The sequence below is a fragment of the Bradyrhizobium sp. USDA 376 genome, from assembly GCF_054063675.1.
The window spans coordinates 3,883,798-3,909,597 of record NZ_JBSSGN010000001.1 but is presented as its reverse complement, the minus strand read 5'-3'; the positions used below and the strand labels follow the sequence as shown (position 1 = coordinate 3,909,597).

Genomic DNA, 25,800 nt, shown 5'->3' with positions numbered 1-25,800 from the left:
CAACTGCGAGATTCCGGGTTCGCGCTACGCACGCCCCGGAATGACACAATCAGTGCGTCAATTCCTTCATCGCACCTTCCAGCCCCTCGATCGTGATCGGATACATCCGGTTGGCGAAGATGCGCTTGATGATGGTGGTCGATTCCGAATAGTCCCAGTGCTTCTGCTGCACCGGGTTCAGCCACACCGCGTGCGGATAGGTGCGGATGATGCGGTCGAGCCAGACCGAGCCGGGCTCCTCGTTGACGTGCTCGACCGAGCCGCCGGGCACCATGATCTCGTAAGGGCTCATCGAGGCATCACCGACGAACACGACCTTGTAGTCGTGCGGGTATTTGTGCAGCACGTCCCAGGTCGGCGTGCGGTCGGTGAAGCGGCGCTTGTTCTGCTTCCACACGCCTTCATAGAGGCAGTTGTGGAAGTAGAAATACTCCATGTGCTTGAACTCGCTCTTCGCCGCCGAGAACAGCTCCTCGACCTGCTCGATATGCGCGTCCATCGAGCCGCCGATGTCGAAGAACACCAGCAGCTTCACCGCGTTGCGCCGCTCGGGGCGCATGTGCACGTCGAGATAGCCGTGATTGGCGGTCTCGCGGATGGTGGTGTCGAGATCGAGCTCGTCAGGCGCGCCGGTGCGCGCGAATTTGCGCAGGCGCCGCAGCGCCACCTTGATGTTGCGGATGCCGAGCTCGACGTTGCCGTCGAGATCCTTGAACTCGCGCTTGTCCCACACCTTCACGGCGCGGTTGTTGCGGTTCTTCTCCTGGCCGATGCGCACGCCCTCGGGATTGTAGCCGTGGGCGCCGAACGGCGAGGTGCCGGCGGTGCCGATCCATTTCGAGCCGCCCTGGTGGCGCCCCTTCTGCTCCTCGAGGCGCTTCTTCAAGGTCTCCATGAGCTTGTCCCAGCCCATGGCCTCGATCTGCTTCTTCTCTTCTTCCGTCAGGTACTTTTCGGCGAGCTTTTTCAGCCACTCCTCGGGAATCTCGGCCTTCTCCATGGCGTCGAGCAGGCTTTCCAGCCCCTTGAACACCGTGCCGAAGACGCGGTCGAACTTGTCGAGGTTGCGCTCGTCCTTCACCAGGGAGGCGCGCGACAGGTAGTAGAAATTCTCGACCGTGTAGTCCGCAAGGTCGGCGTCGAGCGCCTCCATCAGCGTGAGGTATTCGCGCAGCGTCACGGGGACCTGCGCATCGCGCAGAGAGGTGAAGAATTGCAGGAACATGGGTGACAGATTGCCCGTCGGGTGGCTGACGTCAAGGGGCGCTCCACCTCTCCCATAGGGAGAGGTCGCGCCGAAGGCGCGGGTGAGGGGTTTCGTTCTTTCGTGGGAGCGGCGCCCCCTCACCCGATTTGCTGCGCAAATCGACCTCTCCCCGTCGGGGAGAGGTGAAGGGAGCCCGCGAGCGTAGCAATTCAACATGGACCCCAAGGCTTTTTGCTCTAGAATTGATCGCCTCAAGGGGTTGTATTGGGGACGTTTGCAATGGGAATTCTCGCAGCGCTCATCATCGGCGCGATCGCCGGTTGGCTTGCCGGCAAGATTGTCCACGGGGCGGGATTTGGGCTGGTCGGCAACATCGTCGTCGGCATCATCGGCGCGCTGGTTGCGGGCTGGATCCTGCCTCAGCTGCACATCCAGCTGGCAACGGGCACGGTCGGCGCCATCGTGGACGCCACCATCGGCGCGGTGATTGTGCTGGTCATCCTTTCGCTGATAAAACGGGTCTGAAAGCCTGACCGAACCAGGAACGGCCGCCGCGAGCGGCCGTTCGCTTGTCGTGACCACGGCGATGCAATTGATGCCTGGGACGACGATCAACAAGGACGCGCGATGAAATTTACCGGCACCAAGGACTATGTTGCGACCGACGATCTCAAGGTCGCCGTCAATGCCTCGATCGTGCTCGAGCGCCCGCTCCTGGTGAAGGGCGAGCCCGGCACCGGCAAGACGGTGTTGGCGGAGGAAGTGGCGAAGGCGCTGAACGCACCTCTGCTCACCTGGCACATCAAGTCCACCACCAAGGCACAGCAGGGCCTCTACGAATACGACGCGGTGTCGCGCCTGCGCGACAGCCAGCTCGGCGATGCCCGCGTGTCGGATATCAAGAACTACATCAAGCGCGGCAAGCTGTGGGACGCCTTCACCGCCGAGCAGCGCCCGGTGCTCTTGATCGACGAGATCGACAAGGCCGACATCGAATTCCCGAACGACCTGCTGCTCGAGCTCGACCGCATGGAATTCCATGTCTACGAGACCGGCGAGACGATCAAGGCGAAGCAGCGCCCGATCATGATGATCACCTCCAACAACGAGAAGGAGCTGCCCGACGCGTTCCTGCGCCGCTGCTTCTTCCACTACATCAAGTTCCCCGACGCCGACACGATGGGCCGCATCGTCGACGTCCACTTCCCCGGCATCAAGAAGCGCCTGGTCGAGGAAGCCCTGCGCATCTTCTTCGAGGTGCGCGAGGTCCCCGGCCTGAAGAAGAAGCCATCCACGTCGGAGCTTCTCGACTGGCTCAAGCTGCTGCTCAACGAAGACATGAGCGTCGAGCAGCTGCGCGAACGCGACCCGCGAAAACTGATCCCGCCGCTGCACGGCGCGCTGCTGAAGAACGAGCAGGACGTGCACCTGTTCGAGCGGCTGGCGTTCTTGAGCCGACGCGAAGTTTGAGGCTCGCTGCCAACCACACTCTCAGTGTCGTCCTGGCGAAAGCCAGGACCCATACCGCGTGATCTATCGATTGCGGATAGTCGGCGTACCGAACAACCAGTCCTCGCCAAACTACTCCCTGTGGCTATGGGTCCCGGCCCCCCGCGCGCAATTGCGCGCTAGGCCGGGACGACATTGCGGAGACATTTGCGCGCTGCACTCTCCGACTCGCATTTTGAATTGCAGACACACATTCGCATTCTCGCGGCGCATCTCGCCCGAGCTTTGCTTCATTCCATCGCCCCAAAGAAAGAGGGCGCAGGGAAGGCCGGGTGCCGACTGGCACCCGCGGTCTGCTGCGCGAATGTAGCGCAGAGAAACCGCACAACAGCATACAGGTGTAGCCAATCACTCGGCCTTCCCTGCGCAGTGGTCGGACGGCTTATGCCGTGCTCTCCCGGGAGCCGAGTTCGTTCTGGCCTCCCTCACCCCAGCGGAATTCACCAGCATCGCGCCGGTTGACGCGACTGCCGCATCCGCCGAGGCTTGACCGTAGCAACGACGGCCAGGACCACACGGTTTTGCCGTACGCACGGCCCGCTATTCGCCGCAGTTTTCCCAGCCCTGTCGACGGAACCGGAAACTTGCTGGCGAGACGAACCTGACAGCGCCGCTCGTCCGCACGAAGCCTCGGGCTCACGGAGAGCAATCCGCCCTGCCCACGCCTCTCGCACACGACGCTGCCGCGTCCACCGCAACCCGGCCCGCGTTTCGAACGACCTCGCGAACCGCCCCTCTTCCGTGAGCCGGGCTGTTTCGACTTATGCCGCAATTCCGAATTTCGGTAAAGTGGAATATTTTTGCGGGAAGGGATTGACGGGGTGCGGCACAGCAAAACTCGTAGGGGTGCGGCACAGCAAAACTCGTAGGGTGGGTTAGCGTCAGCGTAACCCACCTCTTTTGTCTCCACGGCGAAGGAGCTGGTGGGTTACGCCGCGCGAACTGCGCTTCGCGCAGTCGCGGGGCTAACCCACCCTACGCAGCTTGCGCTAGGGCACACCGAGGACCTCTTGCAGAGTATTGATGACCTCGGTCACGAAGCGTTCATAGTCGCCCCGGTCTCCGCCTCTGTCCGCTACCCGTTCAGTCTGCCACGACAGGAAGGAAGGCAGATACCAGAGCAAGGACAGCAGACGCTTTGGTACCGTCTCTTCGTCGCCGATGTCGATTGCGCGCAAGGTCGCCAGGACGACTTGTGCCCGGCTCGCATCGTATTCGCCATTGCGAACACGATCGAAGAAGCCGTTCGTATTCCACTCGGCTTCCAACTGTTCGATGATCGCGGCGATGGTCATCCGCTGGCCTTTCGCGGGCAAGTGAAATTCGACTCGCGGAGAGTCCCCCTCACCCGGACCGCATCTTCGACGCGGTCCGGCCTCTCCCCGCAGGCGGGGAGAGGCGAAGACACTTTCACGCCACCGCCGCGTCCGGGATGCGCGCGGCTTCCATCGGCGCCTTGCCGCGGATCAAATCCGAGGCGCGGTCGGCGATCATCATGGTGGAGGCGTTGAGATTCGCCGAGATCATGCGCGGCATCACCGAGGCATCGATGACGCGGAGGCCTTCGAGGCCGTGGACGCGGAGCTGGTCGTCGACGACCGCCCAGGTCGAATCCGCCGGGCCCATGCGGCAGGTGCAGCCGGGGTGGAAGGTGGTGGTGCCGCGCTCGGTGGCGGCGTGCAAAAATTCGTCGTCGGTGTTGACGTTGGGGCCGGGGAAATCCTCGTAGGCGTAATAGGGCGACAGCGGAGCGGACTTCAAAAGGCTCCGCGCGAGCTTCATGCCGCCGACGATGACGCGGCGGTCCAGCTCGGCATCGAGATAATTGGTCTGGATGATCGGCGGCGCGAACGGATCGCTGGAGCGGATGCGGACATAGCCGCGGCTCTCCGGGCGCTGCTGCCAGGAGGCCACCGTCATGCCGGGCTCGTCCTCGAGCTGGCCCTGCACACCTTCCTTGTAGGAGGCGGGCGTGAAAGTGAGCTGGAGGTCAGAGCTCTCCGCGCTCTCGCCGGAGTGCCAGAAGCAATAGACCATGGTCGGCGACAGCGACAGCAGGCCGCGGCGCGCGGTGGCCCATTTCATCGCCTCGACCCAGAGACGCCAGCCGCGGCGGAGCTCGTTGATGGTCTTGATGTCTTTTACGCGCGCCACCGTGCGTGGGGCGTAGTGATCCTGAAGGCCCTCGCCGACGGGCAGCGCGTGACGGACGGCGATGCCATGCTGTTGCAACAGGTCGGGCGAGCCGACGCCGGAGAGCTGCAGGAGCTGCGGCGAATTATAGGTGCCGCCCGAAAGGATCACCTCCTTGTTGGCGCGCACTTCGACCGGCGTGCCGCCGCGGCCGCCCTTGGTGTAGCGGACGCCGACGGCGCGTTTGCCCTCGAAGATGATCTCGGTCGCATGCGCATGGGTGTGCACATGCATGTTGGGCCGCTTCATCGCGGGCTTGAGAAACGCGGTCGAGCCGGAGACGCGCAGGCCGTTTTCGATGGTGCGCTGGCAGTAGGAGACGCCTTCCTGGGTCTTGCCGTTGTAATCGGGGTTGCGGGGAATGCCGAGCGAGACCGCGCCTTCCATGAAGGCCTCGCAGAGCGGATCGCGCCAATCCATCGTCGTCACCGTGAGGCTGCCCTCGCGGCCGCGATAGGTGTCCTCGCCCTCGCCGACCCGTTTCTCCAGCCGCTTGAAGTACGGCAGCACGTCTGCATAACCCCAGCCGCGATTGCCCATCTGCGCCCAGGTGTCGAAATCCATGCGCTGGCCGCGGTTGTAGATGTGGCCGTTGATCGAGGACGAACCGCCGAGCGTCTTGCCGCGCGGCGCGTAGATGCTGCGGCCGCCGGTATAGGGGCCGGGCTCCTGCTGGTAGGCCCAGTTGATGCTCTTCATGTGGAAGGTTTTTATGAAGCCAGCCGGCAGATGGATGTAGGGGTGCCAGTCGCTAGGGCCTGCCTCGAGCACGCAGACGCTGATATCAGGATCTTCGCTGAGCCGGCTGGCGAGCACGCAACCGGCGGAGCCCGCGCCGACGATCACATAATCAAATCTATCCATGGTACCTGCGCCTCTAAAGCGAAATGAGTCTTGATTGAATCGGCGCCAGAAGCGGGCGCTCTTCACCTCTCCCGGAGGGAGAGGTCGATTTGCTCCTGGCGATGCGCAGCATCGTCCGGTGCAAATCGGGTGAGGGGTTCAGGTTCCACGAGAGAGCGGTCCCCTCACCCGGCGCTTCGCGCCGACCTCTCCCCATGGGAGAGGTGATCGAGCCCGCGGCGACAGCGTTACGAAAAGCACACATGATCCTAGCGCGGCTTGTCGTTGAGTTGAAATTCGAGATGCGCCTGCACCGTCGGCCATTCGGCGGCGGTGATGCTGTAAACAACGGTGTCGCGCAGCGTGCCGTTCGGCGCGATTTGATGGCTGCGCAGAATGCCGTCCTGCTTGGCCCCTAAGCGCTCGATGGCGCGGCGGCTCTGGTGGTTGAAGAAGTGCGTGCGGAACTCGACCGCGATGCAGTTCAGCGTCTCGAAGGCGTGCCGGAGCAGCAGCAGCTTGCACTGCGTGTTGAGCGGACCGCGCTGCGCGCCCTTGCCGTACCAGGTCGAGCCGATCTCGACACGCCGGTTGGTGGCATCGATGTTCATGTAGGTGGTCATGCCGACGATGTTGCCGCCGGCGTCGAACACGGTGAAAGGCAGCATCGAGCCCGCGGCCTGCAAGCCGAGGCGGCGGTCGATCTCCTTGCCCATGTTCTCCGGCAGCGGGATCGCGGTGTACCAGAGTTTTGACAGCTCGCCGTCCTTGACGGCCTCGACCAGCCCCTCGCGATGCTGATGCGACAGCGGCTCGAGACGGGCGTGCTGTCCGCGCAGGGTGATGGGGTCAGGCCAGGGCATTTAAATCTCTCCTTACGTCATTATGCGGCAAGGCAGCCGGACTGCCAGATCCTCATCCTGAGGAGCGCGGAACGCGCGTCTCGAAGGATGAAGGCCCGGCTGGTGGCCTCGCCCTTCGAGACGCGCGCGAAGGGCGCGCTCCTCAGGGTGAGGGTCTGATTGCTGCTTTGCCTCTCTCGCAATGACGGTAACTAGCACCGTTCATTTGTTTAGGAAATTGAGAGGCAAACCGCCGCGCGGCCAGTCCATGGCGATCAGCTCGCCCTTGCCCGACAGCGTGATGTAGGCGGTCTTCAGCCCGGGGCCGCCGAAGGCGATGTTGGTGGTGACGCGGTCGCCGGTCGGGACCTGCTCGACCAGGGTGCCGTCGGGCGCGATCACCGAGATGCAGCCGGAGACGAGGGTGGCGACGCAGACATTGCCGCCTGCTTCCACCGCGAGCGAGTCGAACATCTGGTAGCCGCCGAGGCCGCAGATCGGCTTGCCGCGCTCGCCGCGATAGATCGCGTCGCGCGGCTTCAGCGTACCCGGCGCGGAGAGCTCATAGGCCCAGAGCCGGCCCGTCGGCGTCTCCGCGATGTAGACGGTGTTCTCGTCCGGCGACAGCCCGATGCCGTTGGCCGGCAGCACGCCGTGCACGACCTCAACAAGCTCGGTCATGCCGGGCTTCAGGTAGTACATGCCGCCGACATCCATCTCGCGCGCGCGGCGTTTTCCCAGATCGGAGAACCAGAGGCCGCCCTGCCTGTCGAACACCAGATCGTTCGGCCCGCGCAGATCGTGCTCGCCGCATTTCGTCACGACGGTCTCGACCTTGCCGGATTGCAGGTCGACGCGCTGGATCGAACCGCCAAGATAATCGTCGGGCTGCGGACCCGGCATGATCATGTTGCGGGTCGGGATCCAGGAGAAGCCGCCATTGTTGCAGATGTAGATCTTGCCGTCGGGCCCGAGCGCGGCGCCGTTCGGCCCGCCCGGAATTTTCGCGACGATCTCCTTGCGGCCGTCGGGGTAGACGCGGGTCAGGCGCTGGCCGCGGATCTCCACCAGCACCACCGAACCGTCCGGCATCACGACCGGCCCTTCGGGAAATTCGAGGTCGGTGGCGAGAACGCGGACGTTGGACATGTGGGACCCTCCCGGCTGCTTGTTATGGCTTGCACGGGATGTCCGGCACGGGCCCCACACGCAAGATTTGCCTGCGGTTATGACAAAGTCACCGGGGCTTGCCAAGCAAGCGGGACGGTATGCCAGCCTTGCAGCTTACTCGCGCACTGGCACCCAGATTTCGAAGCCGCCATTGCCGGTGGCGGGATCGAATTTTTCGTCATAGCGCTCGAAATTCGGCGCGTCCGCGGCCTTCAGGCCCGAGGCCGGCAGCCACTGATTCCAGATCGTATTCACCGTGCGGCGGATCGAGGCGACGTGCTCGGTGTGGGTGAACACCGCATAGCGCTGCTCGGGGATGCGGACGCGACCGAAGCGGCGCGGCAGGTCCGAGAAGTCGGCGACCTCGACGCCGGCGATGTAGTCGAAATTGCCGGCATCATCGCCATTGCAGCAGACGCCATAGGCGACGTTCCCGACACGCGCGGGAATGTCGGCAACCTCCTGATGAAAGCGTTGCCACAGGCTCGGGATGATGGCGCCATTGTCGCAGGAGATGCGCTCAGCGGGGCCGGCTACGAGGAAGGCCTTTGCGGTTTCGAAACGCGGTGCAGCAAGATTGTCGGATATGGTGGAGTCCATGAGGATCGGCTCCTGTAGCTTGAGTTGGCCGGTGCTGGTCGCGGTCCGCACCGCTTCGGGCGTGGTGCCGAACTGCTCGCGGAACGCGCGGGTGAATGCCTCGTGCGAGCCGTAATCCGCCTCCAGCGCCAGCGACAGGATGTCGGGCGCGCCGCTCGCAAGGCTGCGCGCCGCCTCCGTCAGCCGCCGCGCGCGCACGTAGCGCATCGCCGGCAGGCCGCTGGCTGCGGCAAACGCACGCACCAGGTGGAACCGCGACACACCGGCGACCGCAGCGATCTCGTCGAGCGTCATCGGCTCGGCCAGATGGCTCTCGATGTACCAGAGCGCGCGCTGGGCTGGGTTCATGATGGTCGGACCTCGTTCGAAGCAAGGCCATGATGCACCGAAGGCCGCCGGCCTCGCTTGATCGGCGTTGCGGTCCTTGAGGAGGATAACGCCGGAACAGCCACTGGCAACGTGCGGGCGTTCGTGGCTACATTCAACAACTCAAAGCCGCTCGCAAGAAAGCAGGAGGAACCGCAGCATGAAGATCACCGATGTGCGGGCGCACCATATCCGCATCCCCTATGACGCCGGTGTTGCGAGCTTCCGCCAGGGCGCCTCCGCCATCACCGCCCTCGACATGGTGATCGTCGAGGTCACGACCGATGCCGGGCTGACCGGCTGGGGCGATGCCTTCGCCTATGTCAGCCCGCGCACCACGCGCAGCGCCGTCGAGGAGATGATCGCGCCGCAGGCCATCGGCCTGGAGGTTCCTGGTGCCGCCGGCATTGCCGCGGCGATGGAGCAGATCCAGCGCAACCTGCATCTGTTCGGGCGCTACGGCATCACCATGTTCGCGATCTCCGGCCTCGACATCGCGCTGTGGGACCTCGCTGCGAAGATCAAGGGCGTGCCGCTGCACCGCCTGCTCGGCGAGATCAGGCGCCCGGCCATTCCCGCCTATGCGAGCCTGCTGCGGATCGGCTCGCCCGACAACATCGCCGGCGAATGCCGGACGGCGCTCGCGCTCGGCTACGGCGCGATCAAGCTGCATGAGACCACGACGCCGGCCGTGTTCGCCGCGCGCGAAGCGATCGGCCCCAAAATTCCGCTGATGGTCGACATGAACTGCCCGCTGTCAGGCGAGCAGGCGATCGCATTCGCGAAGGCGTGCGCGGACGCGCAGCCGATGTTCCTGGAGGAGCCGGTCTGGCCTCCCGAGGATTTTGCCACGCTCGCCGAGGTGCGCAGCAAGGGCGGGCTCGGCATCGCCGCCGGCGAGAACGCCTGCACCGAATATCAGTTCCGCCAGATGATGGATGCGGGCGCGGTGAGCCACGCCCAGCCGTCGGTGATCAAGGTCGGCGGCATCACGGAGTTTTTGAAGGTCGCGGCGTTGGCGGATCGGCTCGGCGTCAAGATCGTCCCGCACTCCCCGTATTTCGGCCCGGGCTTGCTGGCGACGCTGCATCTTCTGGCGACGCGCGACGACGGGCTGGTCGAGATGTTCTACCTCCAGCGCGAAGCCTGCCTGTGGGGCGGCCGCGCCGATGTCGATGCCACCGGTCATGTCGCGGTGCCGAACGGACCGGGGCTCGGCTATGAGCCCGATCGCGGCGTGATGGAGCGCTATCGCGTGGCGTGACCGACGCGCTTATTTCGCGGCGTCCTTCGGCGGCGGCGCGTCCTGCTTCTTCTTCAGGTCCTCGGCGGTCTTCGCCTGCACGGCCTGGAGATCGAGAAGCGTCTTCTGCAGGCCGGCGAGGCTCGTCTTCAAGGCGTCGATCTGGCGACCCGCCGCATCCAGCTTCTGCTGGTGGTCGAGATTGAGCTTGGTGATCGTCTTCTGGAGGAAGTCGACATTGCTCTGGAGACAGCTGGTGCGGCGCTCCATGGTCTTCTCGACAGTGCAGATCTCGATGCCGGGCACGTCCTGCGCGCGGAGCGGCGCAACCGCCAGCGTGGCGAGCAGCAACATCGGGAAAAAAATGCCGGCACTTCGAAGCAGCATGCGGGGTTCCTCGCCAAATGATCACGGCAATGTGCGCCGATTGTGCGCAGCGGCCGGAGGCTACCACACTCGTACCGCATTCTCGCGTTGAGCTTGGCTTGTTCCCCTGGGACGGGGAGCAGTGAACCGCGCGCGAAGGAAGTGGGCGCACTTTCGCGGCTTTGTTTAGGGGAGATTTTTACAATGGCAACGCGTGATAGACGTCTGGCGGAATTCGACGGCGCCGGAGAACCGCCGCCCGGCCTGCCGGTCGAAGTGCTGTGCGAGGATCACAGCGGAACGTATCAACTACCGTTCGCCTGCCGCTATGTCGGAGGACGCTGGCAGAACCACGAGGCCGGCATCGCGGTCGAAGCGACCGTCATCGGCTGGCGCCTGCCGCGGGTGAAGCACACGGGCGTCGCCTGACTGCGACTTGTGTTCCAAAATGCGACGGGGCCGCGCTCCGCCTTAACCAACGGAACGCGGCCCGAACGAATCACGTCCGAATCAGCGGAGCAGCCTCGTACGCGGCTGTTCACGGCTAGATCTCGCAACCAGCTCCGAGGCCCATACAATATCTGCGTACCATGAGCAGCCACCTCGTCCGGTGACGAGTGCCAAAAGTTAACGGCTTCAACGACATGGCTACCGAGGGCGGCCGGCGCGAGCCTCGCTCCCAAAACAGGCAGGGCGACGCCGCGCCTGCCTAATATTCGACCTCGAGCTCCTCGATCTCGGCCGGCTCCTCCTTCGCCGCCGTGATCCACTCCCTCATCTCGGGCATGTCCATGATGGTATCGGCATAGGCCTTCAGGCGCGGCTCGAGCTTGACGTCATAGGTGACGAAGCGCGTCACCACGGGGGCGTACATCGCATCCGCCATGGTGCGCCGCTCGCCGAACAGGAACGGACCGCCGGATTTCTCCAGGCAGTCGCGCCAGATGAACCAGACGCGGTCGATGTCGGCCTGCGCGCGCGACCAGATCTTGAAGCCGGGGAAGTGTCCCTTGAGATTGACCGGCAGCGAAGCGCGCAGCGTGGTGAAGCCGGAATGGATTTCGCCGCAAATGGAGCGGCAATGGGCGCGCTGGACGCGGTCATCAGGCAGCAGCCCGGCTGACGGCATCACCTCGTTGAGATATTCGGCGATCGCCAGCGTATCCCAGACCACGGCGCCCTCGTGCCGCAGGCACGGCACCAGGATCGACGACGACAGCAGGAGGATCTCCGCGCGCGCCGACGCATCATCCGGCGCGGTCACGACTTCCTCGAAATCGAGCCCGGAAAATTTCGTCAGCAGCCAGCCACGCAGCGACCAGGACGAGTAGTTCTTGCTGCTGATGGTCAGTGTCGCTTTCGCCATATGGCCCCTTCCCTCACGCCTTTGACCCGCACCCCCGCCCGCCCGCGGACGTGCTCATTCGCTGAGCTTCCCTGTGTCCTTACCCCGCTTCAGGAGCAAGCGATGTGCCAATTTTGCGGGCGGTCGTGCGCCCGTCTGGCTTCGATATTGCATGACGGCAGGGAACAGGGTGGGCGTTTCGGTATGATGTCGATGTATTATCAAGCCTTTCAGAACCATATGGATCTGACGGCGCCGTGGCGGGCGGGAGCCTCGTCCGCGCTGAAATTCCTCAATCTGGCGCCCCAGGGCATGTCGCACCAGGTGGTCGGCCGGCTCTCGGCGGCGCTGGAGCTGATCTCGCGCTCCACCCTCACCTATGACCGCCCGGCCTATGGCATCGACAGCGTCATGGTCGGCAACCGCGAGGTCGCCGTCCGCGAGGAGATCGCCTACGCGACGCCGTTCGGCTCGCTGCTGCATTTCAGGAAGGACGACGTGGGCGAGCAGCCGCGCATGCTGCTGGTGGCGCCGATGTCCGGCCATTTCGCCACGCTCTTGCGCGGCACCGTGAAGACGCTGCTCCAGGACCACGACGTCTACATCACCGACTGGCACAATCCGCGCGACATCCCGCGCAGCGAAGGCCGCTTCGGGCTCGACGACTACACCGAGCATCTCATCGACTTCCTGGCACAGCTCGGCCCGCGCCCGCACATGGTCGCGATCTGCCAGCCGTCGGTCTCGGCGCTCGCGGCTGCCGCGATCATGTGCGAGGGCAATCATCCGTCGCGGCCGGCGACGCTGACGCTGATGGCGGGGCCGATCGACACGCGCATCCAGCCGACCCGGGTCAACGAGTTCGCCAAGAGCCGGCCGATCGAGTGGTTCGAGCGCAACCTGATCAACTACGTGCCGATGCAGTGCCGCGGCGCGCTGCGCAAGGTCTATCCCGGCTTCGTGCAGCTCACCGCCTTCGTCTCGATGAATCTCGAGCGCCACATCAAGCAGCATCTCGACCTCGCCAACCACATCGCCAAGGGCGAGAAGGAGAAGGCGGCGACGATCAAGACTTTCTACGACGAATACTTCGCGGTGATGGACCTGCCGGCGGAGTTCTACATCGAGACCGTCCGCGACGTGTTCCAGGAGCACCTCCTGCCGCAAGGCAAGCTGATGCACCGCGGCCGTCCCGTGAACACCAGGGCCGTCAGCCGCATGGGGCTGATGACGGTCGAGGGCGAGAAGGACGACATCTGCTCGATCGGCCAGACGCTGGCCGCGCAAGACCTCTGCACCGGCGTGCGCGCCTATCGCCGCGTCCACCACATGCAGGCCGGGGTCGGCCATTACGGCGTGTTCTCGGGCAAGCGCTGGAACAACGAGATCTATCCGCTGCTGCGGGATTTCGTGCACGTCAACTCGTAAGCGTCATCTCTGCCCAAACGACGGCCGGCCAAGGGAAGCGGCACGTGCCTCATGCGCTTGCGTGAGCAACTCTCTCGCTTCCACGAATTCCGGAAGATTTCGTTCCGCCTCGAATTCAGCGAGTACGGGAGCGAGCACTTCGGATATCGCACCCGCTCGGCCATTTGTCTTGTACAGGCGTGCAAGTTCAAGGGCGCTGCGCAGCTCGAAAGTCCTGGCCTGCTGGCGTCGCGCGATGTCCAGCGCTCGCTTGAGGGCGTCTTCGGAACTGGATTCGTCCGAAGGGTCATGGCGCGACAAAAGTTTACCGCGGACACGATGCAGCTCGGCATCAAGCCAATGCTGGCCGGATTGTCTCGTCCCGGCGATCAATTCGTCCAGGATTTCCAGCCCGGTCTCGACTTCGCCTACCTCTGCATTCGCCAGGGCAACATGCATCCCCCAGAACGGTTCGCAGAGGTAGCAATCGTTCTCGTGCAGGAAGGTCCAGCCGTGACGCATGTCCGCCAGTCCGGCCATTCGGTCGCCGGCCCGCCACTTGGCCAGGCCATTCAGGTAGGTGCCCGCGGCCACGTATAGCGGCATCGTGTGGTCGCGCGCGAGACCGAGCGCCAGGATCGTCTCTGTTTGCTGCAACATGCCCCCGCACACCCCGTCGAACACGGCGCGATGAACCAGCGCGTTGGCCCGGGAAAGCGCCCGCTTTTCTCCCGGAGCACCCACCGCTTCGGCAGCGAGCTTGCGCGCGCGAGCGATGCTACCGAGCGGCCAGAGCACCAGGGCAAGGAATCTCATGATCACGAACGGCAGATCCAGCGCCGAAGCCCTGAATGTCGCAGGATCCGGCTCGGCACCATAGATCGCCAGCGCCTGCTCGAGATGCGTTCGCGCGTTCAAATAATCGCCCGCGAACCAGCAGGTGACGCCGCCGGTCCAATGGGCGACGACGGCGGCCACCGGCGAGTCCGGTCGTCGGTCAGCGGCGCTCCTGATGGCATCCGCCAGCTCCCGCATCGGAGCGAGTTCGCCGTGTGTCAGGCAGGCATTGAAGAGCCCCGAATGCACCGGCGCAAGTTCGACGGGATCATCGATGTCGGCTGCGAACTGGCGCGCACGCGTCCATGCCGCGACCGTTTCGGGAGCGCTATGGCCGAGGCTGCCCCGCAAGGCACGGCCATATGCGATTTGAAGATGCAGCCTGCTGATCATCCGGCGAGGCTCGTCGGGCAACAGATCGGCGGCCGCAATGGCCTTGCCGAGATGCGCGATCGCCTCGGAATAGGCAGAGCGTTTCAGCGCCTGCTGGCCCGCCTTGCGCCACCATTCGAGGGCGACTTCGCTCAGCCCCGCTTCAGTGAAGTGGTGCGCGAGGACTTCCGGCTCGGTCTCGGCGACGACTGGAAATTTCTCGCGCAGGACCTCGCCAATTCGCGTGTGAAGCAGCTGCCGTTTGCTCTTGAGCAGGCTCTCGTAGGCCGCTTCCTGAACAAGGGCGTGCTTGAAACTATAGTTAGCTTCGGGCGGAGCCCCGCGGCGAAGCAGCAGTTCGGCCTCTTCGAGCTGTCCCAGCGCATTGCTCAGCGTCAGATCATCGCGCCCCGCCACGTATTTCAGCAGTGCGTATGAGAAGTCGCGGCCGATGGCGGCGCCGATCTGCGCCACCTCCTTGACTGGAGCGAGCCGGTCGAGCCGCGCCATCAGCGAGTCTTGCAGCGTGGCGGGAATAGCAAGCGGCGGAAGCGGACTATTCAGGCGATAGCGCCCGGCATCCTCGACGAGCAGGCCGGACTCCAGCACCATCTTGGTCAACTCCTCGACGAATAGCGGGACGCCATCCGTCTTGTCGATGATCTGCTTCATCATCTCGCGCGGCAGCTGGCGACCGACGACCACCTGTTCGACCAGCGCGCGCGTGTCCTGCCGATCGAGCCGGTCGAGCCGCAACAGCCCGACGTTGGCAAGGCCCGACCAGGAGGGCTCGAACTCCGGCCGGGATGTCATGAGCCCGAGTATCGGCAGTGCCCTGATCCGATCGACCGCGAGATCAAACAGTTCAAGTGTCGTGGCATCGGCCCAATGCAAATCCTCGCAGATGACCAGCAGAGGCTGATCTCGCGCCAACCCCTCGAGCTGATCGAGCAGGGCGGCAAATGTCTGTCGCCGCTGCTGCGCCGGGCTCAAGCCAAGGGACGGGCAATGGTCGCCGGTTGGAATCGAAAGCAGAGCCGCAATGAGCGGTGTTGCCCGGGCGACCTGCCGGGTTCCAAGCGCCAGCATTGCCTCGAGCTTGCCGAGCTTTTGCTCTGGCGTGTCCTGCGAGCGGATTCCGGCGGCGCGCTCGAGCTGCGCGACAAAGGGATGAAGCGCACTGTTGGTGTGGTAAGGCGAACACTGATATCGCACCCGGCGATGCGCCCCCAACGTGGGGCTTTCGGACAGCGTTGCGACAATGCGCGACTTGCCGATGCCCGCTTCACCGGAAATCAGTACGATCTGGCCCTGGCCCTGCCATGCCTCCCGCTGGCGCGAGAGAATGAATTCGATCTCGTCCTTGCGGCCGACAAAGCCGATCGAGCGCGCGGCGCGGACCGCCTCGAAGCGGCTCTCGGATGCGGTCGCTCCTTCCACCGCCCACACCGCGATGGGTTCGCCTATCCCCCTGACTTCGCGGCGGCCGAGATTGCGAAAGGTGAAGAGATCCCCAAGCAGCCGGCGCGTCGACGACGCAACGACGACCACTCCCGGTTCCGCCAGGCTCTGAAGCCGAGCAGCGAGGTTTGGTGTATCGCCGACAGTTGCGTGCTCCTCCGACGCATCTCCGCTGATGAGATCGCCGACCACCACAAGCCCGGTCGCAATCGCGATCCGCAGCTCAACCTTCTCGCCGGCGCCCGTCTTGAGCTGACGAATCGCGGAGATGATGTCGAGGCCCGCTCGCACTGCGCGCTCCGCATCATCTTCGTGGGCGCGCGGATAGCCGAAATAGACGAGTATCCCGTCACCGACGAACCTGGCTATCCTGCCGTCATAAGCGGCAATGACGTGCGCGCATGCGGCGCGGTAGGCCCGGATCACTTCCCACATGTCCTCGGGATCGAGACGCGCCGAGAGCGCAGTCGAGCCGACCAGATCGCAAAACATGACGGTGAGGTGGCGCCGCTCGGCGTCATGAGGAGGAGCCGGCGACGCGATCAACGCGGCTGGATCGAGGTCGGCAATGGCACGCAGCATTTTGCGGCGATGACCGAGCAGGACTCCGAGCTTGTCAAAGTCCTCGTCCATCAGCTCGGGGAGGACGCCCACGTCGATCCCATTTTGGACAAAACGCTCCGCGTATTGCCCAAGCCCCAGCTTCTCGAGCCACTCCGCAATCTGCATGGCACCACCGATGTTGTGGCTGGCAGTTAGCAGAATCTCGGACCACGACCGCGCGCAGACAATATCCCAACGCCACCATGATGGCACGCCTTGTTTGCTCTGCGAAAATTTAGGTTACTCGATACCGATAAGGTTTCTGCCGGGACACTGCTCGAAGCGAACGGCCGCGCTACCAAACATCGCTGACACGCAGCGTTGGACGGCAGAGGTTGCGATGAGTCGTCACCGCTCACTCCAGACCAGAAGCCGAACCAACACCGCGGCTTGTGCTCACGTACAAGCGGACGTTTTTCCGTGAGCGCGCTTCGTTCATTGCTCGTTCGTGGACGCTTCGCGGCTGCGAGCCATCGTGCCCGCCGCAACCTGAAGCGAAGAACCAACCACCCAACAGCCGGCGACAAAGCCTATCAGGCCGTTGGGCAGATTTTGATCAAGGACAAGGATGCTGACGGACAGAGTTGCGGCAATGGCCGCGCCGAACGTTCCGGCCGCACTCATGATCTCAACCGGCTCGGAGCCGGTCCATTCTTCCGAGATGCTCGATTTCGGCTTCCGCGCAACATTGCCGGACAGATCAATGCCGACATAACAGCTGATAGCTCCGTAGAGCATTGTCAGGAGCACAATCCAGCCGCTTTCGAACAGTCCGCCTTTCTGACGCAACAGGGTTGCACCGACATAGAGGCCGCAAGAGGCCCCAACGGCCGCCAGCCCAATTCTTTCAAGGATATGGGCCGACTTGATCAGACTGGAACGGGCGATCCGAAAACTGCCGACGTGCCTTTTGAGAGAAAATGCGTTGGAAATTGCGCTGCTAATCTTCATTGGGGGGCTCCTTCTGAGTAATTGGCAGCCTACTGGCTGACCCCAAATAGAAGCTGCCTGGACGCGTTTCTCGATGCCCTAGATTCCCACTTCTGAAAGATCTGTGCTGAGTGATGGGGCTGGCTTGCTCGTGAGTATGGCGAGAGCCAATCCAAAAGCTGCGCGCACGCGGCTGCGCAGGCATTGCATCTCACCCGCGTTCGTCAATTAGATCCGGGTGCGGCAATTTCTTGCCGGAGTGGTAGTTCAAAACGAGAGGGATGGACTATGAAGCGGTTCACATACCGCTATTCCCTGTGGCTCCATCCGGTCACGATTTCCGGAGGACGTGTGGTGCGCGCGGTCAGGCCGACCACTCCTCGCCCCAGACCTGGACGACGTGGCCCGGCGACACTTCGCGATACTGCCGTACCGGCGGCTGGTAATCCGGCGCGCGCACCGGGCTTCTGATCTCATCGTTGGAGGCTTCACGCTTGGTGCCGCGGCGCGACGGGTCCGGCACCGGCACCGCGGCCATCAGCTTCTTCGTATAGGGGTGCTGCGGATCGCCGAACACCGATGCGCGCGGGCCGACCTCGACGATCTCGCCGAGATACATCACCGCGACACGGTGGCTCATCCGCTCGACCACCGCGATGTCGTGGGAGATGAAGAGATAGGCGAGGCCCATGCTGGCCTGGAGATCGAGCATCAAATTGACGACCTGCGCCTTGACCGAGACGTCGAGCGCGGACACCGCCTCGTCGGCGACGATCAGCTTCGGCCCGAGCGCGAGCGCACGCGCAATGCAGATGCGCTGGCGCTGGCCGCCGGAGAATTCATGCGGGAAACGCGCGGCCATGTCGGCAGTGAGGCCGACGCGCACGAGCAGGTCGGCGACCTTGTCGCGGGCCTGTGCAGCCGTAGCGAGCCCGTTGGCAAGCAGGGGCGCGGCGATCGCCGTTCCCACCGACATGCGCGGATTGAGGCTCGCGAACGGATCCTGGAACACGATCTGCATGTGCTTGCGGAAATCGCGCAAGGTGCGGCCGTTCATCGCCAGCACGTCCTGGCCCTCGATCAGGACGGTGCCGCTGTCGGGCTCGGTCAGCTTCAGGATCGAGCGGCCCGTCGTCGACTTTCCGCAACCGGACTCGCCGACCAGCGCCAGCGTCTCGCCGGCGCGCAGCGTGAAGGACACGTTCTCGACCGCGTGGACGCGGCCGGAGACCTTGCCGAACAGGCCCGAGCGGATCGGAAAGCGCGTGGTGAGGCCTGAGACTTCCAGCAGCGGCCGTTCGGCGGTCGAGACCGTATCGGGCGTCTCCATCGGCTCGTCCGATGTGCCCGTCACCTTGTCGACAATGGGAAAACGCATCGGCCGCGGGCGTCCGTCCATCGAACCGAGGCGCGGCACGGCAGCGAGCAGCGCGCGCGTATAGGGATGCGAGGGCGCGGCGAAGATGCGCGAGGTGGCGTCCGTCTCCACCGCCTGCCCGCCATACATCACCACGGTGCGGTCGGCGATCTCGGCGACCACGCCCATGTCGTGGGTGATGAAGAGGATCGACATCCCCTCCTCCTGCTGGAGCTGCTTCAGCAGCTCCAGGATCTGGGCCTGGATGGTGACGTCGAGCGCGGTGGTCGGCTCGTCCGCGATCAGGAGCTTCGGCTTGCAGGCCAGCGCCATCGCGATCATGACGCGCTGGCGCATGCCGCCGGAGAAACGGTGCGGATGCTCGTGGAAGCGCGATTTCGCGGCGGGGATGCGGACGCGATCGAGCAGGCGGATGGTCTCGGCCTCTGCCGCTGCCCGCGACAGGCCGCGATGCTGGATCAACGCTTCCGCGATCTGGAAACCGATCGTGAGCACGGGATTGAGGCTCGTCATCGGCTCCTGGAAGATCATCGCAACGTCATTGCCACGAATGTCCTTCATGCTCGCTTCGGGCAGCGACAAGAGATCACTGCCGGCGAGCGTGACGCGGCCCTCGACGCGGCCGATCTCCTTCGGAACAAGCCGCATGATCGAGAGCGCGGAGACGCTCTTGCCCGAACCGGACTCGCCGACGATCGCCACGGTTTCGCGCGGAGCGATGTCGAACGAGACGTTGCGGACGACGGGAACCCATTGCCGCTCGAGCATGAAGGAGGTGGTGAGGCCGGCAACCGACAGCACCGGTGCCTGCGCCTCGGCGGCGGCTTGATCTGGTCTCGTTGCACCGATGCTCATGCAATGCCCCCAGCGCTTGCCGCGAAGAAGGTGCGCTCCCTCCCCCGCTTGCGGGGGAGGGTTGGGGAGAGGGTGTTTCCACAATCGAGGACCCCCAAGAGGAGAGAGCCCTCACCCGGCGCTTCGCGCCGACCTCTCCCGCATCCGCCTTCGCCAAGGCTTCGGCGGACAAGAGCGGGAGAGGTGAGAGGAGTTCGTGGCTGCACCGATGTCTTCATCGTTATCACGCCCTCAGTAACCACGGCTGCGATCGACACGTCCCGGCAGCTCCTCGCCGCGACGGTGTCGCGCAATGACGTCGAGCACGTAGTCGACGGCCGTATCGGGCGTGGTCATGCTGGCATTATGCGGCGTGAGCAGGATGCGCGGATGGCTCCAGAACGGATGGCCCGCCGGCAGCGGCTCGGGTTCGGCGACATCGAGCACGGCACCCGACAGCGCGCCGCGGTCGAGCGCTGAGAGGAGATCGGCTTCGACGAGATGCGGGCCACGTCCGACATTGACGAGACCGGCACCGCGCGGCAGCCGGGCGAACAGGTCCGCATTCAGGATGCCGCGGGTCTCGTCGGTCAACGGCAGCAGGCAGACGAGAATGTCAGTCTGCGCGAGGAAATCCGGCAAGGCCTCAGCACCTGCGTAGCAGGTGACGTCTTCGATCTCGCGCGGCGAGCGATTCCAGCCGAGAAGCGGAAAGCCGAACGCCTTGAGCCGTTCGAGCACGGCCTGGCCGAGCTGGCCGAGCCCCATCACACCGACACGTCGCCGCTTCGCCGGCGTGATCCGGATCTCGCGCCAGACCTGTTCCTTCTGCTGGGCGATGAAGTGCAGGAGATCGCGATGCAGGGCAAGCACGCTCATGGTGACATATTCAACCATGGTCTCGGCAATGCCGGGCTCCAGCATGCGCAGCAGCGGAATGTGCGGCGGGAGCTTCGTCACGTCGAACTGGTCGACGCCGGCGCCGACCGAGAAGACCAGCTCGATGTTCGGGAACGTGGTGGCGATGTCGTCAGGCGGCACCCAGGTCACGAGATAGCGAACGTCGGCGGGATCGCCGATGTCGGGCCAGAGCCGGAACGGCATGTCGGGCGCGCGCTCCGCGAAGAAACGGGCCCATTCCGCGCCGCGCACCATGTTGGCCTTGTAGAGAACCGTCATGTCACGCGCACCCTCAGAACGGGCTGACCGGCGCGAGCCGGCGGCCGTCGATCATGCGCTTGTGGCTGTACGCCGCGGGATCGACCAGCGGCGTCGAGCCGGTCACGATGTCGGCGGCGAGCTTGCCGGCCGCCGGGCCGATGCCGAAGCCGTGGCCGGAGAAGCCGGTCGCGAGAAAGAAACCCGGCAGCGCATCGACCGGCGAGATCACGGGAATCGTATCGGGCGTGCAGTCGATCGTGCCGCCCCAGGCTTCCGCGATCTCGATGTCCTTCAGCTCCGGGTTCGACTTGATCAGCGAAGCCAGCGCCGCATTGACCAACGACATGTCGGGCGCGGGATCACGCACGCGCTCGGCCTCGAACGGCGACGGCTTGTCGAAGCTCCAGCTCGTGCCGCGCATGACCTGGTCGAAGAACGACTTGCCGAACGACAGCTTCAATCCATTCTTGCGATGCTGATAGGTCGGCCAGAAGGTGCGCGCGTAGCGGAACAGGTCGGGCGACAGCTCGACCGTGCCGCGGTTGCGCAGCGCCAGCGTGAAGCCGCCGTCGAGGCGGCGGCGGATGCAGTAGAAGTCGGTGCCGAGCGCGCCCGAGGTGATCTCCGGCCCCGGCGTGGTCCGGCACGCGGTCGCATTGACAAGGCCGATCGGCAGCTCGATACCGTGGCGGCGGCAGAACAGCGACGACCATGCGCCTCCGGACAGCAGCACGGACTGGGTGCGAATGGTGCCTTTCTCGGTGACGACGGCGCTGACGCGCCCGCCGGTCGTTTCCAGCCCGCGGGCGGCGCAGCCCTGATGAATGGTCACGCCGTGCTTGCGCGCAGCGGTGGCGAGCGCGGGCACGGCCATCGACGGCTCTGCGCGGCCATCGCTCGGCGTGTGCAGGCCGCCGACCCATTTGTCGGCATTGCCGGGCATGCGCTCGGCGACCTCGGCCGGCGTGAGCACGGTGGAGTGGACCTGCTGCTCGCGCGCGATCGCGGCCCAACGCTCCCAGCCGGCAAGCTCGTCCTTGCTCTTGCCGGCATCGACGCCGGCGTCGTTCTGCATGTCCTCCCAGAGCCGCAGCGCCTCGCGGGCGAGCGGGATTTCCTCGCGTGCGCGGCCCTGCTGGCGGCACCAGCCCCAATTGCGGCTCGACTGCTCGCCGCCGACATGACCTTTCTCGACGAGGGCGACGGAATGGCCCTTCTTCGCGAGATGATAGGCCGCGGACACGCCGATCACGCCGCCGCCGATGACGACGACATCCACCTGCGCCGGCAGGCGTTCGTCGCTATTTATACGGTTGAGCGGCGGGGACATGGGACACTCCTGGCATTCCGTTCGGTCGACTTCTTGCTCGTCATGGGATGTTCATTCGCGGATCCAGCGCATCGCGCAGGCCGTCACCGAGGAAGTTGAAGCTGGTCACCGCGAGCGTGATGGCGACACCCGGCACGATCGCGAGCCAGGGCGCGCTGGTGAGATAGATCTGCGCGTTGTTGAGCATGTTGCCCCAGCTCGCGGCCGGAGGCTGGATGCCGAAGCCGAGATAGCTGACATAGGATTCGAGCAGGATCGCCTTGGCGACGTTCAGCGTCGCCGCCACCACGATCGGCGCGATCGCATTGGGCACGAGCTCGCGGAACATGATGCGCAGGTTCGACGAGCCGAAGGCGAGCGCCGCCACGGCAAACTCGCGCTCGCGCAGCGATCGCACCTGGGCTTCGACGACACGGGCAACGGCCATCCAGGCGGTGGCCGCGATCAGCACGGTGGTGGTGACGAGGCCGGGCTCGGTGAGGGCGGCGAGCGCGAGCAGCAGGAAGATGGTCGGAAAGCACAGCACGGCGTCGACGAGCCGCATCAGGACCGCACCGACGGCGCCGCCATGGAAGCCGGCAAAGGCGCCAACCACGATGCCGACCGCCATCGCGATCACCATCGCGACGATGCCGATCGAGAGCGAGACGCGCCCGCCCATCATCAACCGCGCCAGCACGTCGCGGCCGAGCTCGTCGGTGCCGAGGATATGCGCGCCCGACAGCGGCGGCGCGAACCGCTTCATGATGTCGATATAGGTGTCGTCGAACGGCAGGAGATAGGGCCCCAATGCCGAGCCGAGGACGAGGACGAGAATGATCACCGCACCCGCAAGCGCAAGACGGTGACGGCAAAAGCGCCGCCACGCGGCCTGACCGGGCGTGCGCTGGACAGTGGAGAGGGCCGCAGTCGCCATCGCCTAGCCCACCCGGATGCGCGGATCGACGACGGCATAGAGGATGTCGGCGAGCAGCGAGCCGATCAGCACCATCGTCGCCGAGAACATCAGGATGCCCATCACCACGGGATAGTCGCGATAGCCGATGGAATCGAGGAACAGACGCCCCATGCCGGGCCAGGTGAACACGGTCTCGGCGACCAGCGCGCCGCCCAGCAGCGTCGGAAACTGCAGGCCCGCCACCGTGATCATCGGCAGCAGCGCGTTGCGCAATGCGTGCACGGTGAGGATGCGCCATTCCGGCATGCCCTTGGCGCGCGCGGTGCGGATGTAGTCCTGGTTGATGACCTCCAGCATCGAGGAGCGCATGAAGCGCCCCCACATCGCGGTCTCGACCAGCGCCAGCACCATGGCCGGCGCAATCAAATGATGCAGCAGATCGAGGAAGGAGCCGTCGCCGATGGTCTGCCGGTTGCCGGCCGGGAGCCAGCCGAGCTTCACCGAGAACACGTAGATGGTGACGAGGCCGAACCAGAAGGTCGGGATCGACAGCGCGATCATGGCGCCGACGGTGGCGAGCGTATCGAACACGGAATAGCGGCGCAGCGCACCAAGGATGCCGATCCAGCAGCCGAGCAGCACCGCGATGATGGTTGCCGTCGCCATCAGCTCGAGCGTCGCGCCGAGATGCGAGGAGATCACCGACAGCACGGCCTCGCCGTCCCGATAGGACTTGCCCCAATCGCCCCTCAGCATGCGGCCGAACCAGTCGAGGTACTGGATCGGCAGCGGCCGATCGAGGCCGAGCTGCTTCGTGACGCGGTCGAGATCCTCCTGCGTCATCTGACCGGAGACGGCAAACTGCGAGAGCGGGCCGCCCGGTGCCAGATGCAGAATGGCAAAGCCGATCGCCGAAACGATCACGAGCAGCATGATCGCCTGCGCCAGGCGATTGGCGACGTAGCGGGCCATCTCAGGCGGTCCAGCGCGCCGGAGACATCAGGCCCAGTACCATTCGCGCATGTTCCAGCTGCTGATCGAGGTATTGATGTTGGGACGGAAGCCTTGCAGCCCCTCCTTCAAACCCTCGGCGATGAAGCTCTGGAACAGCGGCAGGATCGCGAGGTCGTTGCGGATGAGCTTTTGCAACTCGCCATAGGTCGCCTTGCGCTGCGCCAGGTCGAATTGCTTGGCGCCTTGAGACAGCAGCCGGTCGGCCTCCGCGTTCTGATATTGATAAGTGTTGTAGCCGCGGCCGCCCTTGGCGGGAATGGCGCCGGAGCCGAAGCGCGGCGTCACGTCGGGGTCGCTGCCCAGCATGAAGTTCACGCCGACGATCACCGAATTGAACTTCGATTGCTGCCAGAAGTCGCCCCAGATCACGGCCGCCGGCATGTTGTTGACGCGCATCGTTGCGCCAATGGCCCGCCAGTCCTGGATCAGAAGCTGCTGGCACTGTTCGCGCACCGCACTGCCCGCTGTCGTCGAATTGGTGAATTCGAGCTTGACGCCGCCCTTCTCGCGAATGCCGCCGGAGCCGCGAACCCAGCCCGCGGCGTCGAGCAGCGCGTTGGCCTTGGCGGGATCGTATTTGTGCTGCGGCAGCCCCTGCTGGAACGACCAGGCCTGCTGCGGCACGAAGCTCTCGGTCTGCGTCGGCAGGCCGTAATAGAGCGCATCGATGATCGCCTGCTTGTTGATGCCGAGATAGAGCGCCTCGCGCACGGCGCGGTCGGCGAAGGGACCGAATTCCAGGTTGGGCGCGATATGCTCCACCGAGGAGGTCGAGGAGACGACGATCTTGCGGCCCTTCAGCGTCTTCGCCTCCTGCACGAAGTTCGGCAGGATGCCTGCAAGGCCCGTGTAGTCGACCTGGCCGGTGCGGAACTGGGTGTAGAGCACAGTGAGATCGGGGATGTATTTGAAGACCACGCGTTCGACGTACGGCCCCTTGCCGTGATAGCCGGTGTGGGCATTCAGCTGGATATGATCGCCAGGCACGCGCTCGCCCCAGCGGAACGGTCCGGTGCCGACCGGTGCATTGTGGAACGGCGAGGCATTCGGATCGGACACCTTCTCCAGGATGTGCTTGGGCACGATGAAGGTCAGCGATCCCAGGATCGACATGTAGGGCGAATAGGGCGCCTCCATGCGCCAGTGGATTTCGTCGGGCGCGACGACCTTGATGTCCTTGACGAGGTTATGGCCGACGCGGCTGCGCGCGCGGAAATTGGAATCGTTGACCAGATCGAGCGAGAACTTCACGTCCTCGGCCGTGAACGGCGTGCCGTCGTGCCACTTCACGTCGTTGCGCAGCTTGATCTTCCAGGTCAGGCCGTCAGCCGAGAGACCGCCGTTCTCGAGGGTCGGGACTTCGCGCGCGAGGTCGGGAACGAAATTGCCCTCGGGATCGATGTACCAGAGCAGCGAGAACACCTGCCACCAGATGCCCTGATCGACCTCGATGCCGGGCATCAAGGGATGGAAGACGGTCGGCTCCTGCGACAGTGCCGCGATCACCTGCCCGCGCGGCTTGCTCGGCGGGCTGGTCGGCCGCTCGGTCTGGGCAAAGGCGCTGCCCGAGAGACTCCATCCCGCGGCCGCGCCGGCGCCGAGTTGGAAGAACTGACGGCGATTCGGGATACCGAGATGCACTGCCCCAACGCCGAACTTGCCGGTGTCGCCTGCCATGACCCACTCTCCTTGTCGCACGCGGCACCGTCTCCCGCGCCCCCGAGACCCCGGCAAGGGACAAGGAGTGGGCTTTAGTGCTTCTAAATTTTTCGATCAAAAGTTCATCATGACTAAATACAGCTGTCAATCGCATTGCTAGTATGCGCGACCTTTTCACTGTGACTGAACCTCGGACCGACGCGTCGCGGGGTGAGACGATGCATGGGAGAGC

At 64.6% G+C, this 25,800-nt stretch carries 21 protein-coding genes; 5 read left to right on the top strand and 16 right to left on the bottom strand.

The genetic code is table 11. The annotated features are described in order from the left end of the window. Positions 1-49 precede the first annotated feature (49 nt). The gene (locus tag ACVJ19_RS18275; protein WP_080134207.1) at positions 50-1,225 is read right to left on the bottom strand and encodes a vWA domain-containing protein; all 1,176 of its coding nucleotides are present in this window, start codon (positions 1,223-1,225) and stop codon (positions 50-52) included. 261 nt (positions 1,226-1,486) lie between these two features. Here ACVJ19_RS18275 and ACVJ19_RS18270 point away from each other — a divergent pair, with 261 nt between their 5' ends. Further along, positions 1,487-1,732, top strand: coding sequence for a GlsB/YeaQ/YmgE family stress response membrane protein (locus ACVJ19_RS18270; protein WP_212339748.1), 246 nt, complete (start codon positions 1,487-1,489; stop codon positions 1,730-1,732). A gap of 102 nt (positions 1,733-1,834) precedes the next feature. Continuing rightward, positions 1,835-2,677 carry an AAA family ATPase gene (locus ACVJ19_RS18265; protein ID WP_453950419.1) on the top strand — a complete coding sequence of 281 codons (843 nt, stop codon included), beginning with the start codon at positions 1,835-1,837 and terminating at the stop codon, positions 2,675-2,677. A 1,028-nt stretch (positions 2,678-3,705) separates the two neighbouring features. Here the strand turns inward: ACVJ19_RS18265 and ACVJ19_RS18260 are convergent. From ACVJ19_RS18260 to ACVJ19_RS18240, 5 genes are all read right to left on the bottom strand, one after another. Further along, positions 3,706-4,011 carry a hypothetical protein gene (locus tag ACVJ19_RS18260; protein ID WP_453950418.1) on the bottom strand — a complete coding sequence of 102 codons (306 nt, stop codon included), beginning with the start codon at positions 4,009-4,011 and terminating at the stop codon, positions 3,706-3,708. A gap of 115 nt (positions 4,012-4,126) precedes the next feature. Beyond that, positions 4,127-5,773, bottom strand: coding sequence for a GMC family oxidoreductase (locus tag ACVJ19_RS18255; protein ID WP_453950417.1), 1,647 nt, complete (start codon positions 5,771-5,773; stop codon positions 4,127-4,129). A 248-nt stretch (positions 5,774-6,021) separates the two neighbouring features. After that, positions 6,022-6,615, bottom strand: coding sequence for a GNAT family N-acetyltransferase (locus ACVJ19_RS18250; protein WP_453950416.1), 594 nt, complete (start codon positions 6,613-6,615; stop codon positions 6,022-6,024). A gap of 201 nt (positions 6,616-6,816) precedes the next feature. Then, positions 6,817-7,743 carry an SMP-30/gluconolactonase/LRE family protein gene (locus ACVJ19_RS18245; RefSeq protein WP_453950415.1) on the bottom strand — a complete coding sequence of 309 codons (927 nt, stop codon included), beginning with the start codon at positions 7,741-7,743 and terminating at the stop codon, positions 6,817-6,819. A 135-nt stretch (positions 7,744-7,878) separates the two neighbouring features. Continuing rightward, on the bottom strand, positions 7,879-8,712 hold the full coding sequence (locus tag ACVJ19_RS18240) for a GyrI-like domain-containing protein (RefSeq protein ID WP_453950414.1): 834 nt from the start codon (positions 8,710-8,712) through the stop codon (positions 7,879-7,881). 178 nt (positions 8,713-8,890) lie between these two features. Here ACVJ19_RS18240 and ACVJ19_RS18235 point away from each other — a divergent pair, with 178 nt between their 5' ends. Next, positions 8,891-9,994, top strand: coding sequence for a mandelate racemase/muconate lactonizing enzyme family protein (locus ACVJ19_RS18235; protein WP_453950413.1), 1,104 nt, complete (start codon positions 8,891-8,893; stop codon positions 9,992-9,994). A 9-nt stretch (positions 9,995-10,003) separates the two neighbouring features. Here ACVJ19_RS18235 and ACVJ19_RS18230 read toward each other — a convergent pair whose 3' ends face one another. Continuing rightward, on the bottom strand, positions 10,004-10,360 hold the full coding sequence (locus ACVJ19_RS18230) for a hypothetical protein (RefSeq protein WP_453950412.1): 357 nt from the start codon (positions 10,358-10,360) through the stop codon (positions 10,004-10,006). Between the two features lie 183 nt (positions 10,361-10,543). On the opposite strand from ACVJ19_RS18230, the gene ACVJ19_RS18225 reads away from it, so the two are divergent. After that, on the top strand, positions 10,544-10,768 hold the full coding sequence (locus ACVJ19_RS18225; protein WP_018641037.1) for a hypothetical protein: 225 nt from the start codon (positions 10,544-10,546) through the stop codon (positions 10,766-10,768). Positions 10,769-11,048: 280 nt separating this feature from the next. On the opposite strand, the gene ACVJ19_RS18220 is transcribed toward ACVJ19_RS18225, so the two are convergent. Continuing rightward, positions 11,049-11,705: a glutathione S-transferase family protein gene (locus ACVJ19_RS18220; RefSeq protein WP_453950411.1), complete on the bottom strand. Its 657-nt coding sequence runs from the start codon at positions 11,703-11,705 to the stop codon at positions 11,049-11,051. Positions 11,706-11,888: 183 nt separating this feature from the next. Between ACVJ19_RS18220 and ACVJ19_RS18215 the strand changes: the two genes are divergently transcribed. Continuing rightward, positions 11,889-13,112 carry a polyhydroxyalkanoate depolymerase gene (locus tag ACVJ19_RS18215; protein ID WP_453950410.1) on the top strand — a complete coding sequence of 408 codons (1,224 nt, stop codon included), beginning with the start codon at positions 11,889-11,891 and terminating at the stop codon, positions 13,110-13,112. 3 nt (positions 13,113-13,115) lie between these two features. Here ACVJ19_RS18215 and ACVJ19_RS18210 read toward each other — a convergent pair whose 3' ends face one another. The 8 genes from ACVJ19_RS18210 to ACVJ19_RS18175 form a co-directional block, all read right to left on the bottom strand. Next, positions 13,116-16,490: an adenylate/guanylate cyclase domain-containing protein gene (locus tag ACVJ19_RS18210; RefSeq protein WP_453950409.1), complete on the bottom strand. Its 3,375-nt coding sequence runs from the start codon at positions 16,488-16,490 to the stop codon at positions 13,116-13,118. Between the two features lie 309 nt (positions 16,491-16,799). Beyond that, positions 16,800-17,315: a hypothetical protein gene (locus tag ACVJ19_RS18205; protein WP_453950408.1), complete on the bottom strand. Its 516-nt coding sequence runs from the start codon at positions 17,313-17,315 to the stop codon at positions 16,800-16,802. A gap of 343 nt (positions 17,316-17,658) precedes the next feature. Continuing rightward, positions 17,659-19,527, bottom strand: coding sequence for an ABC transporter ATP-binding protein (locus ACVJ19_RS18200; RefSeq protein ID WP_456739408.1), 1,869 nt, complete (start codon positions 19,525-19,527; stop codon positions 17,659-17,661). Between the two features lie 231 nt (positions 19,528-19,758). Continuing rightward, complete coding sequence (locus ACVJ19_RS18195) at positions 19,759-20,685, bottom strand: 2-hydroxyacid dehydrogenase (RefSeq protein ID WP_453950407.1); 927 nt, start codon at positions 20,683-20,685, stop codon at positions 19,759-19,761. 13 nt (positions 20,686-20,698) lie between these two features. Continuing rightward, entirely contained in the window at positions 20,699-21,997 is a 1,299-nt protein-coding gene (locus ACVJ19_RS18190) for an NAD(P)/FAD-dependent oxidoreductase (protein ID WP_453950406.1), read from the bottom strand. A gap of 40 nt (positions 21,998-22,037) precedes the next feature. Beyond that, entirely contained in the window at positions 22,038-22,913 is an 876-nt protein-coding gene (locus ACVJ19_RS18185) for an ABC transporter permease (RefSeq protein WP_453950405.1), read from the bottom strand. Between the two features lie 3 nt (positions 22,914-22,916). Continuing rightward, positions 22,917-23,867, bottom strand: a complete 951-nt coding sequence (locus ACVJ19_RS18180; RefSeq protein WP_453950404.1) for an ABC transporter permease — start codon at positions 23,865-23,867, stop codon at positions 22,917-22,919. A gap of 27 nt (positions 23,868-23,894) precedes the next feature. After that, complete coding sequence (locus tag ACVJ19_RS18175) at positions 23,895-25,586, bottom strand: peptide ABC transporter substrate-binding protein (RefSeq protein WP_453950403.1); 1,692 nt, start codon at positions 25,584-25,586, stop codon at positions 23,895-23,897. Positions 25,587-25,800: the final 214 nt, after the last annotated feature.

Excerpts from the sequence above, each read along its gene's own strand:
- ACVJ19_RS18275 (WP_080134207.1), bottom strand. The coding sequence starts at position 1,225 with ATGTTCCTGCAATTCTTCACCTCTCTGCGCGATGCGCAGGTCCCCGTG.
- ACVJ19_RS18270 (WP_212339748.1), top strand. The coding sequence starts at position 1,487 with ATGGGAATTCTCGCAGCGCTCATCATCGGCGCGATCGCCGGTTGGCTT.
- ACVJ19_RS18265 (WP_453950419.1), top strand. The coding sequence starts at position 1,835 with ATGAAATTTACCGGCACCAAGGACTATGTTGCGACCGACGATCTCAAG.
- ACVJ19_RS18260 (WP_453950418.1), bottom strand. The coding sequence starts at position 4,011 with ATGACCATCGCCGCGATCATCGAACAGTTGGAAGCCGAGTGGAATACG.
- ACVJ19_RS18255 (WP_453950417.1), bottom strand. The coding sequence starts at position 5,773 with ATGGATAGATTTGATTATGTGATCGTCGGCGCGGGCTCCGCCGGTTGC.
- ACVJ19_RS18250 (WP_453950416.1), bottom strand. The coding sequence starts at position 6,615 with ATGCCCTGGCCTGACCCCATCACCCTGCGCGGACAGCACGCCCGTCTC.
- ACVJ19_RS18245 (WP_453950415.1), bottom strand. The coding sequence starts at position 7,743 with ATGTCCAACGTCCGCGTTCTCGCCACCGACCTCGAATTTCCCGAAGGG.
- ACVJ19_RS18240 (WP_453950414.1), bottom strand. The coding sequence starts at position 8,712 with ATGAACCCAGCCCAGCGCGCGCTCTGGTACATCGAGAGCCATCTGGCC.
- ACVJ19_RS18235 (WP_453950413.1), top strand. The coding sequence starts at position 8,891 with ATGAAGATCACCGATGTGCGGGCGCACCATATCCGCATCCCCTATGAC.
- ACVJ19_RS18230 (WP_453950412.1), bottom strand. The coding sequence starts at position 10,360 with ATGCTGCTTCGAAGTGCCGGCATTTTTTTCCCGATGTTGCTGCTCGCC.
- ACVJ19_RS18225 (WP_018641037.1), top strand. The coding sequence starts at position 10,544 with ATGGCAACGCGTGATAGACGTCTGGCGGAATTCGACGGCGCCGGAGAA.
- ACVJ19_RS18220 (WP_453950411.1), bottom strand. The coding sequence starts at position 11,705 with ATGGCGAAAGCGACACTGACCATCAGCAGCAAGAACTACTCGTCCTGG.
- ACVJ19_RS18215 (WP_453950410.1), top strand. The coding sequence starts at position 11,889 with ATGATGTCGATGTATTATCAAGCCTTTCAGAACCATATGGATCTGACG.
- ACVJ19_RS18210 (WP_453950409.1), bottom strand. The coding sequence starts at position 16,490 with ATGCAGATTGCGGAGTGGCTCGAGAAGCTGGGGCTTGGGCAATACGCG.
- ACVJ19_RS18205 (WP_453950408.1), bottom strand. The coding sequence starts at position 17,315 with ATGAAGATTAGCAGCGCAATTTCCAACGCATTTTCTCTCAAAAGGCAC.
- ACVJ19_RS18200 (WP_456739408.1), bottom strand. The coding sequence starts at position 19,527 with ATGAGCATCGGTGCAACGAGACCAGATCAAGCCGCCGCCGAGGCGCAG.
- ACVJ19_RS18195 (WP_453950407.1), bottom strand. The coding sequence starts at position 20,685 with ATGACGGTTCTCTACAAGGCCAACATGGTGCGCGGCGCGGAATGGGCC.
- ACVJ19_RS18190 (WP_453950406.1), bottom strand. The coding sequence starts at position 21,997 with ATGTCCCCGCCGCTCAACCGTATAAATAGCGACGAACGCCTGCCGGCG.
- ACVJ19_RS18185 (WP_453950405.1), bottom strand. The coding sequence starts at position 22,913 with ATGGCGACTGCGGCCCTCTCCACTGTCCAGCGCACGCCCGGTCAGGCC.
- ACVJ19_RS18180 (WP_453950404.1), bottom strand. The coding sequence starts at position 23,867 with ATGGCCCGCTACGTCGCCAATCGCCTGGCGCAGGCGATCATGCTGCTC.
- ACVJ19_RS18175 (WP_453950403.1), bottom strand. The coding sequence starts at position 25,586 with ATGGCAGGCGACACCGGCAAGTTCGGCGTTGGGGCAGTGCATCTCGGT.